Origin of the sequence: Atlantibacter hermannii, assembly GCF_009907385.1 — a bacterium.
Classification (GTDB): Bacteria; Pseudomonadota; Gammaproteobacteria; order Enterobacterales; family Enterobacteriaceae; genus Atlantibacter; species Atlantibacter hermannii_A.
The window spans coordinates 54,897-69,003 of record NZ_JAAATR010000042.1 but is presented as its reverse complement, the minus strand read 5'-3'; the positions used below and the strand labels follow the sequence as shown (position 1 = coordinate 69,003).

Annotated in this window: 14 protein-coding genes and 1 riboswitch; of the genes, 5 read left to right on the top strand and 9 right to left on the bottom strand. The window is 58.5% G+C overall.

Annotated elements, in window-relative coordinates; translation table 11 throughout:
- Positions 1-120: 120 nt before the first annotated feature.
- Positions 121-360: an HTH-like domain-containing protein gene (locus GV764_RS12130; protein ID WP_161660378.1), complete on the bottom strand. Its 240-nt coding sequence runs from the start codon at positions 358-360 to the stop codon at positions 121-123.
- Positions 361-557: 197 nt separating this feature from the next.
- Positions 558-654, top strand: a riboswitch (TPP riboswitch).
- A 34-nt stretch (positions 655-688) separates the two neighbouring features.
- Between GV764_RS12130 and thiM the strand changes: the two genes are divergently transcribed.
- From thiM to GV764_RS12115, 3 genes are all read left to right on the top strand, one after another.
- On the top strand, positions 689-1,486 hold the full coding sequence (gene thiM, locus GV764_RS12125; protein WP_161660377.1) for a hydroxyethylthiazole kinase: 798 nt from the start codon (positions 689-691) through the stop codon (positions 1,484-1,486).
- A complete protein-coding gene (thiD, locus tag GV764_RS12120) occupies positions 1,473-2,273 on the top strand; it encodes a bifunctional hydroxymethylpyrimidine kinase/phosphomethylpyrimidine kinase (RefSeq protein WP_161660376.1) in 801 nt (266 codons plus the stop codon). The genes thiM and thiD overlap by 14 nt, the downstream gene beginning before the upstream one ends.
- A gap of 66 nt (positions 2,274-2,339) precedes the next feature.
- The gene (locus tag GV764_RS12115) at positions 2,340-3,086 is read left to right on the top strand and encodes a GntR family transcriptional regulator (RefSeq protein ID WP_161660375.1); all 747 of its coding nucleotides are present in this window, start codon (positions 2,340-2,342) and stop codon (positions 3,084-3,086) included.
- Here GV764_RS12115 and GV764_RS12110 read toward each other — a convergent pair.
- From GV764_RS12110 to GV764_RS12100, 3 genes are read right to left on the bottom strand one after another with little or no spacing between them, the layout of a single operon-like run.
- The gene (locus tag GV764_RS12110; RefSeq protein WP_161660374.1) at positions 3,060-4,037 is read right to left on the bottom strand and encodes a PfkB family carbohydrate kinase; all 978 of its coding nucleotides are present in this window, start codon (positions 4,035-4,037) and stop codon (positions 3,060-3,062) included. The genes GV764_RS12115 and GV764_RS12110 overlap by 27 nt on opposite strands.
- Positions 4,034-5,038, bottom strand: coding sequence for an ADP-ribosylglycohydrolase family protein (locus tag GV764_RS12105; RefSeq protein WP_161660373.1), 1,005 nt, complete (start codon positions 5,036-5,038; stop codon positions 4,034-4,036). The genes GV764_RS12110 and GV764_RS12105 overlap by 4 nt, the downstream gene beginning before the upstream one ends.
- The gene (locus GV764_RS12100; protein ID WP_161660372.1) at positions 5,035-6,312 is read right to left on the bottom strand and encodes a nucleoside permease; all 1,278 of its coding nucleotides are present in this window, start codon (positions 6,310-6,312) and stop codon (positions 5,035-5,037) included. Before GV764_RS12100 ends, GV764_RS12105 begins: the two co-directional genes overlap by 4 nt.
- Before the next feature lie 254 nt (positions 6,313-6,566).
- Here GV764_RS12100 and fbaB point away from each other — a divergent pair, with 254 nt between their 5' ends.
- A complete protein-coding gene (gene fbaB, locus GV764_RS12095; protein ID WP_161660371.1) occupies positions 6,567-7,619 on the top strand; it encodes a class I fructose-bisphosphate aldolase in 1,053 nt (350 codons plus the stop codon).
- A 169-nt stretch (positions 7,620-7,788) separates the two neighbouring features.
- Positions 7,789-7,935 carry a hypothetical protein gene (locus GV764_RS12090; protein WP_161660370.1) on the top strand — a complete coding sequence of 49 codons (147 nt, stop codon included), beginning with the start codon at positions 7,789-7,791 and terminating at the stop codon, positions 7,933-7,935.
- Here the strand turns inward: GV764_RS12090 and yegS are convergent.
- The 5 genes from yegS to mdtD form a co-directional block, all read right to left on the bottom strand.
- The gene (gene yegS, locus GV764_RS12085; RefSeq protein WP_161660369.1) at positions 7,932-8,831 is read right to left on the bottom strand and encodes a lipid kinase YegS; all 900 of its coding nucleotides are present in this window, start codon (positions 8,829-8,831) and stop codon (positions 7,932-7,934) included. The two genes, GV764_RS12090 and yegS, sit on opposite strands and share 4 nt — an antisense overlap.
- A 251-nt stretch (positions 8,832-9,082) precedes the next feature.
- A complete protein-coding gene (gene trhP / locus GV764_RS12080) occupies positions 9,083-10,444 on the bottom strand; it encodes a prephenate-dependent tRNA uridine(34) hydroxylase TrhP (protein WP_161660368.1) in 1,362 nt (453 codons plus the stop codon).
- Positions 10,445-10,574: 130 nt separating this feature from the next.
- Complete coding sequence (gene baeR / locus GV764_RS12075; RefSeq protein ID WP_161660367.1) at positions 10,575-11,297, bottom strand: envelope stress response regulator BaeR; 723 nt, start codon at positions 11,295-11,297, stop codon at positions 10,575-10,577.
- Complete coding sequence (gene baeS, locus GV764_RS12070) at positions 11,294-12,700, bottom strand: envelope stress sensor histidine kinase BaeS (protein ID WP_161660366.1); 1,407 nt, start codon at positions 12,698-12,700, stop codon at positions 11,294-11,296. Before baeS ends, baeR begins: the two co-directional genes overlap by 4 nt.
- Positions 12,700-14,106, bottom strand: a complete 1,407-nt coding sequence (mdtD, locus tag GV764_RS12065; protein WP_161660365.1) for an MFS transporter — start codon at positions 14,104-14,106, stop codon at positions 12,700-12,702. The genes baeS and mdtD overlap by 1 nt, the downstream gene beginning before the upstream one ends.
- Position 14,107: the final 1 nt, after the last annotated feature.

Sequence of the window (14,107 nt, the reverse complement as noted above, 5' to 3'; positions counted from 1 at the left end):
AAACTGCCAACACTACTTCAGCATCGTCATTAAGCCGAATGCCGATCAGGTAATCGAAATCCTAGGAGCGAATTACATCAAATCCTATTAACTAAACGTAGATATCGATGATCTTGTTAATCACAGCTTCGAGGTATCAAGCCCAGCAGCTTTGAGTCGTTCGGTGAGATTCCTCATTTTGCTGAATTCAGTACCAAAACTGGCTTTAAGTCCTACACCCGCGCAAAACTCTTTTGCAGTGACGTTTTTCAGGTGGTCGGCGTATTTGATCATCTGGAGGTGCATTTCAACCGTTTGACCATTTCGCGGTGCGCTGTTGATGGCTTGCTTAATGTTCTCGTAGATCTGGGTTTCTGTCATTTGCATATCTCACTTACCAAATTTAGATAAATAATATAAATTAGCTAATTTTGATAATCAAGGGATTTTGTCATACAGATATGGGGTACAAACTGAAGTACAAGGTGGGGTACAGCGTGAAGAAGCGATACACGGAAGGGCGGGCTTGCGCCAGCAAGCAACTTCCCCTAAGCTGGCAGAAAGTATAGAGATTCAATCTACATGACTCGGGGTGCCCTTCTTTGTGAAGGCTGAGAAATACCCGTACCACCTGATCTGGATAATGCCAGCGTAGGGAAGTCAGATACCTGCCGGGTATCCCTTCTTCACAGCCTGGCAGGAGCGAAACATGCAACCTGACCTGCTTTCCCCCGCGCAAACCGCGCACGTCGCCAGCCAACTGGCTACCCACTCGCCGCTTATTCACTGTCTGACCAATCAGGTCGTTCAGTCATTTACCGCCAACGTGCTGCTGGCCGTAGGCGCATCGCCCGCCATGGTGGTCGATCACGAAGAGGCGCTGGCGTTTAGCGCCATCGCCGATGCGCTACTGATCAATATCGGCACCCTGACCCGCGAACAGGCGTTGGCGATGCGGGCGGCAATTGACGGCGCTAACCACGCGGGAAAACCCTGGACGCTCGATCCGGTCGCCGTGGGTCCGCTGGCGTTTCGCAGCCGCTTCGCACGGGAAATTCTCGCGCAGAAACCGGCGGCGATCCGCGGCAACGCCTCGGAAATCCTCGCGCTGGCCGGCAACGGCGCGGGCGGGCGCGGCGTGGATACCACCCTGGGCGCGCAGGAAGCGGTGAGCGCGGCCTGCGAGCTGGCCCGGCAAACCGGTGCGATAGTGGCGGTGACGGGCGAAGTGGATTATGTCACTGATGGCGAGCGCACCCTGACCATTAGCGGCGGCGATCCGCTGATGACGCGGGTGGTGGGCACCGGTTGCGCATTATCGGCCGTGGTCGCAGCAGCCTGCGCCTTGCCGGGTTCCCGGCTGGACAATGTCGCGGCGGCCTGCGGGATGTTTGCTCTGGCGGGCAAGCGGGCGGCCGCGCAGTGTCAGGGGCCGGGCAGCTTCCCGTCTCGCTTTCTCGACGCGCTTTACCAACTGCATACGGAAGGGCACGATGAAACGCATTAACGCCCTGACCATTGCCGGCACCGATCCCAGCGGCGGCGCGGGGATCCAGGCGGATTTAAAAACGTTTTCCGCGCTGGGAGCCTATGGCGCGACGGTGATCACCGCGCTGGTGGCGCAAAATACCTGCGGCGTGCAGTCGGTGTACCGCATCGAACCGCACTTTGTGGCGGCGCAGCTTGATTCCGTGTTCAGCGACTTACGCATCGATACCGTGAAAATCGGCATGCTGGCGGAGACGGACATTGTTGACGCGGTCGCCGAACGGCTGGCGCACTACCGGGTCGCCAATGTGGTGCTGGACACGGTGATGCTGGCGAAAAGCGGCGATCCGCTGCTGTCGCCGTCGGCGGTGGCGACCCTGCGCGAGCGGTTATTGCCTCATGTCGCGTTGATCACCCCCAACTTACCCGAAGCCGCCGCGCTGCTGGATGCGCCTCACGCCCGCACTGAGCAGGAGATGCATCATCAGGGCGAAGCGTTGCTGGCGCTCGGCTGCGAAGCGGTGCTGATGAAAGGCGGCCATCTCGACGATCCGGAAAGCCCGGACTGGCTGTTCACCCGCCATGGCGCAACGCGCTTTACCGCGCCGCGCATCGCGACTAAAAATACCCACGGCACCGGTTGTACGCTCTCGGCGGCGCTGGCGGCGTTGCGCCCGCGTCATCAAAACTGGGCGGATACGGTGGTGGAAGCCAAAGCCTGGCTCTCGGCGGCGCTGGCGGCGGCAGATTCGTTAGAGGTGGGGCAGGGCATCGGTCCGGTACATCATTTCCACGCCTGGTGGTAGCAGGGTTCGCCAGGCTAATACCACTGGTATTATACTGGCGATATTCTTCCTCAGGATGAGAAACGTATGGAACCCGCTCATAATCATTTGATTGAACAGCTTATCGCGCGGTTTGCATTGCCCGACAACACCCCGCTGTACCTGAAATTCGCCCAAACGGTCAAAGACGCCGTGCGCAGCGGCGCGCTGGAACATGGCAATATCCTGCCCGGCGAACGCGATCTGAGTCAGTTAACCGGCGTATCGCGGATCACCGTGCGTAAAGCGATGCAGGCGCTGGAGGACGAGGGCGTGGTCACGCGTTCGCGCGGCTACGGTACGCAAATCAATAATATATTTGAATATTCGTTAAAAGCCGCGCGCGGTTTTTCTCAGCAGGTGATGCTGCGTGGCAAAAAGCCTGACACGTTGTGGGTCAACAAACGCGTCATTCCCTGCCCGGAGGACGTGGCGGCGGAGCTGAACGTGGCGGCAAAAAGCGATGTGTTTTTGCTTAAGCGCATCCGCTATGTGGATGATGACGCCGTGTCGATTGAAGAATCCTGGGTTCCGGCTGCGTTGATTGATGACGTGGACGCCATCGGCGTTTCGCTGTACGACTATTTTCGCAGCCGCCAGATCCACCCGCAGCGCACCAAAAGCCGGGTCAGCGCCCGGATGCCGGATGCGGAGTTTCAGGCGCATATTCAGCTCGACAGCAAAGTGCCGGTGCTGGTGATTAAGCAAGTGGCGCTCGATCAACAAAACCGGCCGGTTGAATACAGTATTAGCTATTGCCGCAGCGATCTATACGTCTTCGTCTGCGAGGAGTAGCTGTCGGGTAAGTTCCGCGCGGTCCGGCGCGCAGTCGCCGCCCCGGTGGCTGACCACATACGCCGCGACCGCATTGCCGAGCTGGACGGCCTGCGCCAGCCGCCAGCCCGCCGCCAGCCCGGCCAGCGTACCGCCGGCATGGCTGTCCCCTGCGCCGATAGTATCCACCACCCTGGCGTGAAACGCCGGCATATGGCAGGCGTCAACGCCGTCAAAACACCACGCGCCTTCTTTATCAAGACGGATAATCAGCGGTGCCGCATAGCGCCCAAACCAGGCGCTGCCAAGGGTGTGTGGATCGGCGGCGACACTGAGATGCTCTGCGGCAATGGCCGCCTCCTGACGATTTAACGACACGATGGGGCGGCAGGCCATGATTCGCTGGAAGAGGTCCGGCGGAATATCGGCAATGCGCGGACCAAAGTCGATAAACGGCGTCACGTCTTTCAGGTGTTCCAGCCAGGCGACCAACCGTTCGCCGCAGGGCGCGGCAAGCTGATAACCGGAGAGCGAGACCAGGCTGCGGGCGGGAACGCGCAGGCCGTCCAGCCACTGCGCCCGCCACTGATTCTCTATGCCGCTGAACGACATAAACGTCCGTTCGCCATCCGGTTCCACCAGCGCCAGACACCAGCCATTATCGCCCTCATCGGTATGGATGACGCTGACGATGCCGCGCGCCGTCAGCGACTGGCGAATGATATCTGCCCATACTCCCCGGCCCAGCGGCAATGCGTTTTGCGCCGTCACCCCCAGCCGGGACAGCGCCACGGCGATATTCAGCGCGCAGCCGCCGATATTGACGCTTTGCTGCTGCAGCTCGATATCACAGCCGCGCCACGGGAGGGCGTAGGCATCGGCGATCACGTCGATCACCGCCGCGCCAATCACCGTGACCGGCCTGGCGGCGGTTAACGTCTCCAGCGCATCCGTCAGTTCGCGGGCGTTCATTGCGCCTCCCGGCGGGCGCGATAACCCAGCAGCGCTTCGCTGTAGCGACTGAAATCGAGCTGGTTGGCGTCGTCCAGTTGACGTTTAAGATCGCTGTCGATGCCCGCTATGCCGTGCAGCGCGCCGCAAATTGCCGTCGCCATTGCGCCAATGGTATCGGTATCGCCGCCAAGGTTGGCGCACAGCACAGCACAGCGCTGCGGATCGGTCTGCGCCAGTTCCACCATCGCAATGGCGCAGGCCACGGATTCAAGCGTACTGGTGCCCGCGCCGATGACCTGGTACAGCCGCTCAGAGATGGATTCGCTGCCGGATCCTTCTCTGACGATCTGTAACGCCAGTTCGATACGCGCCGCCAGCGAGGCGCTGAAGGTGGTAATCTGCTGTTCCTGGGCGTAGCGCGCCACGCAGGGCAGGGCGTCGACGATGGTTGGCCAGCTTGCGCCGTCAATCGCGCGCGATACCGCCCAGGCAATCACCGCCGCCCCCGCGATCGCCAAATCCGATTTATGGGTCGGGCTGGAGGCGAGGCGCACGTTAGCGACAAACGCGTCCAGCGGAGCCGCAGGCAGCAGGCAACCCAGCACCGAGGCGCGCATCGCTGCGCCGTTGGTCACGCCGTTGTTCTCCAGTTCGCTGACCGGCGTACCCTGGCGGATAGCGTTAAGCGCGATTTTTGACGTTGGCCCCAGGACGTTTTTATTAAACGCATCGAAACCTTCTGCCCAGCGCAGAATATGACGACCTATCACATCGGGATTGATCTCGCCGTCGCACTCCAGCAGCGCATCGGCGACCGCCAGCGTCATCGCGGTATCGTCAGTGAATTCCGCACGTTTGAAGTAGCAGGCGGCATTGTTTTCCGCCGGGCCGGGCAAAAATCGGTCAATCCAGCCAAAGTGCGTTTTCACGCGGCTACGCGGCCATAATTCGGAGGGCATGCCCAGAGCGTCCCCTAAAGCCTGGCCATATAAGGCGCCGAGAATACGCGTTTGTTTCATTTTGCTTCCTCTGTCTGTAGTGCGGTGGTGTCGCTTTCCACGGCGATGGGGCGGATCTCGCGATCGGATTCACGGAAAAACAGCATAAACAGTATCGTAATGACGGCGATCATCGCCGCGCCGAATCCCCACATTCCTGCCCAGTTAAAGGTCAGGCCGTTGACGGGCGGATTATAAGCGAACATTTTTTCCATGATTACGCCGCCCAGGCGATAGCCCAGCAGGCTACCGAAGCCCTGGCAGCACAGGGTAATCAGCCCCTGCGCGGCGGTGCGCATATGTACCGGCGCTTTTTTGTCGACGTAGATATAGGCGGTCACGTAGTAGAAGTCATAGCTGACGCCGTGCAGCAAAATGCCGAGGAACAACAGCCCGTAAGTAAAGTAGTGGTCTGCGCCGCCATAAACGAAGAAGCCATAGCGGATGGCGGCAGTGATTAAGCCCAGCAGCAATACCTTCTTAATACCAAAGCGTTTGGTGAAGAAGGGCAGCGCCAGCATAAAGAAAATTTCTGAGAACTGGCCCAGCGTCATCCAGCCGGTGGCGTTTTGCATCCCGACTTCGGTCAGATAGCCGTTGGCGAAGATGTAATAGAAGGCCAGCGGCATTGCGAACAGGAATGAGCAGAAGAAAAACACCAGAAAATTTCTGTCGCGCAGCAGGACGACGGCATCCAGACCGAGCATGACTTTCAGGCTCAGTTTGCCGGTGCTCTTCGGCGGGGTGTGAGGCAGAAACAGGGCGTACACCCCCAGCAACGCAGAGCTGGCGGCGGTAATTAACAGCGGAACATTGGTTGGCGAGATATCGTTATAGCCCATCATTTGCGGCAGGAAACCGCACACCAGGCCCGATGCGATCCAGCCGATCGTCCCCATCACCCGGATGCGCGGAAAATCGCGCTCAACATCACCGACATGCGAAAACGCGATGCTGTTGGTCAGGGCAATGGTCGGCATATAGGTCAGGGAATAGACGAGCAGCAGCGGAAAGAACAATGCGAACTCCGTTTGCTGCGCCGCCAGATACATCAGGATCGCCCCGGCGAACATCAATACCGCCAGCACTTTCTGCGCAGCGAAAAAGCGATCGGTCAGCGAACCGACCAGTATAGGCGACAGAATCGCTGCAATGGCGGTACAGGCGTAAGACCAGCCGATCTCACCGGCGGTGAATCCGCTTTTACTTAAAAACAACCAGAGCGGTACAAACCAGGCGCCCCAGATAAACCATTCAACAAACATCATGAATGAGAGTTTCAGATTGGTTTTCATTATTTATGTTCCTGCGTAGTAGGGTACACCTTAAAGATACCACTCAATAATACCTTTCAAATACCTTTGAGCGTTTTTTTTGAGCGGGATAACAATTATTCCGGGTTTACTGCCAGGTTGCGTGCTGAAAGGATACCGGCGAAAAATGCACCAGAGGGTGGAAAATAGTTCGGTTGGGTATCAGACTTAGTGCTGCCCGCAACCCTACGGGCACAGAATATTTCACCCCATTGAGGAACTTACGGGAGCGTATTATGACTGATATTGCGCAGTTGCTTGGCAAAGATGCCGATAGCCTGTTACAGCATCGTTGTATGACCATTCCGGCAGACAATCTCTACCTGCCCGGCGCGGATTATGTCGACAGAGTGATGATTGACAATAACCGTCCGCCTGCGGTGCTGCGAAACATGCAAACCCTCTACAATACCGGGCGACTGGCGGGGACGGGGTATCTGTCCATTCTGCCGGTTGACCAGGGCGTGGAACATTCGGCGGGTGCCTCGTTTGCTGCCAACCCGCTTTACTTCGATCCGAAAAACATCGTGGAACTGGCGATTGAAGCGGGCTGTAACTGTGTTGCCTCGACGTATGGCGTGCTGGCATCGGTGTCGCGCCGCTATGCTCACCGCATCCCGTTTCTGGTGAAACTCAACCACAACGAAACCCTGAGTTACCCGAATACCTATGACCAGACGCTGTACGCCAGCGTCGAGCAGGCGTTTAATCTCGGCGCGGTTGCCGTCGGTGCGACCATCTATTTCGGCTCTGAAGAGTCGCGCCGCCAGATTGAAGAAATCTCTGCGGCCTTTGAGCGCGCCCATGAACTGGGTATGGTGACGGTGCTGTGGGCCTACCTGCGTAACGCCGGCTTTAAGAAAGATGGCGTCGATTACCACGTCAGCGCCGATCTCACCGGCCAGGCGAACCATCTGGCGGCCACTATCGGCGCGGATATCGTGAAGCAGAAAATGGCGGAAAATAACGGCGGCTATAAAGCGGTGAATTACGGTTATACCGACGAGCGCGTGTACAGCAAATTAACCAGCGATAACCCTATCGACCTGGTACGTTATCAACTGGCGAATTGCTATATGGGGCGCGCCGGGTTAATTAACTCCGGCGGCGCGTCGGGCGGTGAAGCCGATTTAACCGATGCGGTGCGTACCGCAGTGATTAATAAACGCGCCGGGGGCATGGGGCTTATTCTGGGGCGTAAAGCCTTTAAGAAATCCATGGCTGACGGCGTGAAATTAATTAACGCGGTTCAGGATGTTTATCTGGATGGTAAAGTCACCATCGCCTGATGATGATCTCGCCGGGCAGCACTCAACGCCGCCCGGTAACGAGTTGCCCCTGTGACACAGGGCTCGCGTGATCTTTACTACGCGATTTAAGAATAATAATTTTCACTTTTACCCGTAAAGGAAACGATCATTTCCCGATCTCAAAGGACGTGGTGTCGCGACCGGGGGCATGACTGATACATCGCTACTGCGCGCGACGCTGCCGCAGTTCGGCCTGCGCGCCAGGGTTACGTTTTATCTCAATATCCATAAAGTCAGCCATGACGGCTGGAGGTTCTGTCCCAGCCGTACGCCCTCGCTGTACTGCCGGGGTTAGCGTAACAGCGGGCAATCCGGCGGCAGGCGGCACAGCAGCGCGCCGGGTTTCACTTCCAGCCGGAACTGCTGGCCGCTGAGCGGCTCGCCGTCCAGGTTAAAGGTCATTTCGTGGGGCGAGGTGATTTCAAACCACGAAGAGATGCCATCGACAATATTCGGGCTGTCGTCCGGGCGGGTGAGGGTGGTAAACAGCGCGGGCAGCAGCTCGTCACCGGTAAAAATCCGCACCCGCAGTTGCCCGTCGTTAATCAGCGCGTCCGGGCACAACTGCTGGCCGCCCCCCGCCTGACGCCCGTTGCCGAAGCCGATCACCAGCGCGTCACCCTGCCAGTGAAAATTCTCCCCGCGAATTTCGCAGCGGTCCGGTTGCAGGGTATCCATGCGCAGCAGGCCGTGCAGCAAATAGGAGACGCTGCCCAGCGCGGCCTTGAGTTTTTCCGGCGTTTCGGTGGTGATGCGGGTGCCGAAGCCGCCGGTCGCCATATTGATAAACGCCGCTTCGTTATTGACTTCCACCAGATCGATGGGCGTGGCTTTACCGGCAATGGCGAGCTTTAGCGCTTTATCCAGTTCATCCGGAATGCCGGTGCTGGTGGCGAAGTCATTGGCGGTGCCGAGCGGCATGATGCCGAGCGCCGGACGCACTGCCGTATCTATCCGCGACAGCGCGGTCGCCACTTCGTTAATGGTGCCATCCCCGCCGCCTGCAATTACCGTTTCTACCCCCAGCGCCACCGCTTCATTGACGAAGCGTTCGGCATCGCCTTTTTCCCACGTGACGCGAACATGCAGCGTAATGCCTTCTTCGCGCAGCAGCTTAACTGCGCTTCGCAGCAGGTCATTGCCTGCGCCTTTGCCATTAAGAACGATCAGTGAAGCGGGGATGCTGTCCATGGGGTGTCCTGAAATGAGTCAATCTTCAGGAAGTTTATCCTGGAAAGGAAAATTGCGTGTCAGAACGCACCGAAAGAGAGAAAAAAATAAGCCTGCGTAAGGGAGATTACGCAGGCTAAGGAGGTGGTTCCTGGTACAACTAGCATTTATGGGTTATGTTTTTCAGCGAAACGAATCATACCCGGATCAATCGTGGCGGTATGTGATCTCTTTCTAAGAATCATCCCATAAGAAAAAATAACCGAAATGAATTACTTACCGTGAGGATTGCGGGTACTCTGACCAGTGAAATTCCGCATCAGCAGGGCAAAATCCAGCGCTAAATCCTGAGGAACCGGCATCCAGACGGTATAACCATCTCCCGGCGCCACGTCCATTTTCTCTCCTTTCGGGTTTTCCAGATGCGCCAGCGTAAAGTTGATGTTGCCCTGCGGGGTCATCAGCTCCAGGCTGTCGCCGGTAGAGAATTTGTTTTTTACCTTCACCTCTGCCAGTTCGCCGCGACGTTCGCCGGTAAATTCCCCGACAAACTGTTGGCGATCCGATACCGAAAAGCCATATTCGTAGTTCTGGTAATCATCATGGGTGTGCCGGCGCAGGAATCCTTCGGTATAGCCGCGATGCGCCAGGCCTTCCAGCGTTTCCAGCAGGGTCGGATCAAACGGTTTGCCGGCGGCGGCGTCATCAATCGCGCGGCGATAAACCTGGGCGGTACGGGCGCAGTAGTAGAAGGATTTCGTACGGCCTTCGATCTTCAGGGAGTGCACGCCCATTTTGGTCAGGCGTTCAACGTGCTGGATGGCGCGCAGATCTTTGGAGTTCATGATATAGGTGCCGTGCTCGTCTTCGAACGCGGTCATGTATTCGCCAGGGCGCTGAGCTTCTTCCACCATAAATACTTTATCGGTCGGCGCGCCGAGGCCCAGCGTCGGCTCGACGGTCTGCACCGGGATCGGTTCGTGGACGTGCACGATGTTGCCCACGTCGTCCTCTTTGCCTTCTTTAACGTTGTATTCCCAACGGCAGGCATTGGTGCAGGTGCCCTGATTCGGGTCGCGCTTGTTAATATAGCCGGACAGCAGGCAGCGGCCAGAGTAGGCCATGCACAGCGCGCCGTGAACGAAGATTTCAAGTTCCATATCAGGCACCTGTTCGCGGATTTCCGCGATCTCTTCCAGCGACAGCTCGCGGGACAGAATCACCCGCGTCAGGCCCATTTGCTTCCAGAACTTCACCGTCGCCCAGTTCACCGCATTGGCCTGCACCGACAGATGGATATCCATCTCCGGGAACGCTTCGCGTACCATCATGATCAGGCCCGGATCGGACATAATCAGTGCATCCGGGCCCATATCGATCACCGGCTTGAGATCGCGGATAAAGGTTTTCAGCTTGGCGTTATGCGGCGCGATATTCACCACCACATAGAATTTTTTACCCAGCGCATGGGCCTCGTTGATACCGAGCTGCAGGTTCTCGTGATTGAATTCGTTATTGCGCACCCGCAGGCTGTAACGCGGCTGGCCGGCATACACAGCGTCCGCGCCATAGGCGAAAGCGTAACGCATATTCTTCAGCGTTCCCGCCGGGGAAAGGAGTTCAGGTTTAAACATGGTGTTCTCGTTCTGATGTCAGGTCAGAACCGCCTCACCAGGTGGGGCGGCTTGGAGGAAGGTTATCCCCACATTGAAGGCGGGAATTGTAGCGTCGAGGGGGGAGGGTGTAAACCGATTCAGCCAGACGCTACACGATCCGACAGGCGTCCGCTTCCCAGCGATACCCCACGCCGTAGACCGCGCGGATAAACGACTGCGCTTCGTCGAGGGCTTCCAGCTTGCGGCGCAGGTTTTTAATATGGCTGTCGATGGTACGGTCGGTCACTACCCGGTAATCGTCGTACAGCTGGTTCAGCAGTTGCTCGCGGGAAAACACTTTTCCCGGCTCGTGCGACAGGGTTTTCAGCAGCCGGAATTCGGCGGGCGTCAGGTCTAATACTTTATTGCGCCAGCTGGCCTGGAAACGCCCTTCATCAACCACCAGCGGGCTTTCGGCATCCTGTTTCGCCAGCTCTTTTTGCGGCTTGCAGCGGCGCAGTATGGTTTTTACCCGCGCCACCACTTCCCGTGGGCTGTAGGGTTTGCAGATATAATCGTCTGCGCCGATTTCCAGCCCCAGCAGACGGTCGATCTCTTCGATTTTGGCGGTGACCATCACAATCGGCACTTCGGAAAAGCGGCGGATTTCCCGGCACAGCGTCAGACCGTCGACGCCGGGCAGCATCAAATCCAGCAGGATCAGCGACGGCGGCGTCTGGCGCACAAAATTCAGCACGTTATCGCCATGATCGATCAGCGTCGGCGCATAGCCTGCCGCCCGCAGATAGTCGATTAACAGTTGTCCCAGCTTGGGTTCGTCTTCCACGATCAGAATGCGTGGCGTGTTTTCATCAATCGGTAGCTCTGTCATGCGTCTCCCGGTAATTCGTCGTCGAGGGGTAGCGATACAGTAACGCTAATCCCGCCTGAAGGGGAGTGGTCGGCGCGCAGCGTGCCGTTATGGGCCGCGACGATATTGGCGCAGATCGCCAGCCCCAGCCCGGAGCCGCCGCTGGCGCGGTTGCGCGATCCTTCGGCGCGATAAAAACGTTCAAACAGCTTGCCGAGCTGGGCATCGGTCACGCCGGGGGCGCTGTCGGAAAACGTCAGCGTCAGGGTGTCGGCATTGAGGCGCCCGTGGATCTGCAGCCCACCGCCCGCGTCGGTATAACGCAGGCTGTTTTCCAGCAGATTATTAAACAGCTGCATCAGGCGATCGCCATCGCCGAATACCATCGCATGATCGGGTAGCGACAGCGAGATCGTCAGCCCGCGCGCGATAAAACGTTCGCGAAACGCGCCTGCCGCCACTTCCAGCAGATTGACGATATCCACCGGGGCTTTCTGGTACGCCAGCGCGCCTTCGTCGGACAGCGACAGCTGATGCAAGTCGTCCACCAGCTTGGTGAGGGTGCCCACTTCCGCCTGCAGCGAGGCCACCGACTCCGGGGTAAACTGGCGCACACCGTCCTGGATCGCCTCCAGTTCGCCGCGCAGCACCGCCAGCGGGGTCCGCAGTTCATGGGAAATATCCGCCATAAAGTCACGGCGCATCTGCTGGTTTTTCTCCAGCGTGCTGGCGAGCTGGTTAAAATCCTGGGCCAGTTTGCCCAGTTCATCCTGACTGTTCGTGGTCACCCGCGTAGAGAAATTCCCCGCCGCCAGCTGGTGGGTGCCTTCCACCAGCCGCTTAACCGGAGCCAGCAGGCCCCGCGCCAGCAGCAGCGTGGCCGCCGCGGCCAGCAGCGTTGACAGTGCGACAATCAGCCAGCTGGTGCGCCGCTGCTGTTTATCAAAATTGATGTCGGTGGAGCGGGTCAGGCGCTCCACCGGCGAAGCAATCACCCAGCCGACGCTGGCGTTATTGACGGTAATCGCCCGGCGCATCCCGTCCGGCGGCACCGGCGAGCGCGGGCCGACCAACACGGTCTGGTTTTCATCCACCACCCAAAATTGAGTGCGCCAGCCATGGGGCGGCATCCCGTTCGGGCGGCCATGCCCCTCGTCATTATCCCGGTCGAACGAGCGCAGGATTTGAAACACAAAACGATCGTTATGGCGTAAAAATTGCCAGTTGCCGTGCAGGGCGTACTGTTCGCCCAGGGCGTCGCTCAGCAGTTCAAGCCGCTGGGCGTTGCCGTGTTTGATGTAATCAATAAAACCGCGCTCGAAGCTAAACCGCACCGCCCAGTGCATGGTGATCAGCAACAAAATGCAGGTGGCGAAAATCGCCAGAAACAGCTTTCCCGTAATGCCGGGACGCCACAACTTCATTACTCGCTCCTTCTGCGCCGTGCGATCACCACGTTTTTGCGGGTGTCTTCAGGGACGCGGGTAAACACCAGCGCGGGCAGCGCGATAATCACCGCCATGCTGAGATACGTGTAGAGAAACACGCTGTGCGCCGATTCCGGCGTCAGATGCTGATGGCCGAACGCGCCGAGCAGCAGCCCGGCAACGGTGACGCCGAGGCTCATGGAAAGCTGCATCACCATCGACAGCAGGCCGTTGCCGCCGCTGGCGAGTGGGTCGGGCAGATCTTTCAGCGTCAGGGTATTCATGGTGGAGAAACGCACCGCGTTGACCACGCCCTGCAACAGCAACACCACCGGCAATACCCAAATCCAGCCCAGCAGCGCGGTGCCCATAAACAGCAGCGTCACCAGCGCCAGCGCGAGGGTGGAGAACACCAGCACCTTGCGATAGCCGAAGCGGTTAACAATCTGCACCACGATACGCTTGATGCCCATACTGCCGAGCACCATCGGGATCATCATCAACCCGGCGTGAAACGGCGAAAACCCCAGGCCGATTTGCAGGAATACCGGCGTCATAAACGGCAGCATCCCGCTGCCGATGCGCCCGACTAAACTGCCCAGCAGCCCGACAGAAAAACTCGGCGTCTGGAACAGCTCCAGCCTGAACAGCGCCCGCTCGTTGCCTTTGGCGTGTTTGATGTACAGCGCCAGCGCCAGTAAACCGCCTGCCATCATCAGGCCGACCCAGGAAAGGGCTATGCCGAGGGTTTTTTGCCCGTCCAGCGCCAGAGTCAACGCCGCCATCCCGAAGGCCAGCATCAGAAAGCCGGAGAAATCGAAGCGCCGGGTTTGCATGGTGTAGTTGGGCATCAGCCACAGCGTGGCGATGGCGCCGACAATCCCCACCGGCAGGTTAATCAAAAAGATCCAGTGCCAGGAGGCGTATTCCACCAGAATACCGCCCAGCGCCGGGCCAAGCAGCGGGCCGATTTGCCCCGGCAGAGTGACGAAGGTCATGGCCGCCATATACTGCTCGCGCGGCACGATTTTCATCACCGTCAGCCTGCCCACCGGCACCATCATCGCGCCGCCGATCCCCTGCACCACGCGCGCCATAATCAGCCCGTCCAGAGTGCTGGCCTGGGCGCAGAACAGCGAGCCAAGGGTAAACAGCACGATGGCGCTGAAGAAGATATTACGCACCCCCACGCGGTCGGCGAGCCAGCCGCTGGCGGGCAGCATCACCGCCACGGTCAGCACATAGGAGACAATCACCATATGCATGTGTAGCGGATCTTCGCCGAGGCTCCGCGCCATCGAGGGCAGGGCGGTGTTCACAATGGTGGTGTCCAGCGTTTGCATAAAGAATCCAAACGCCACAATCCACAGCTGCCAGCGCACGCTTTTGGGCAATTCCGTCATC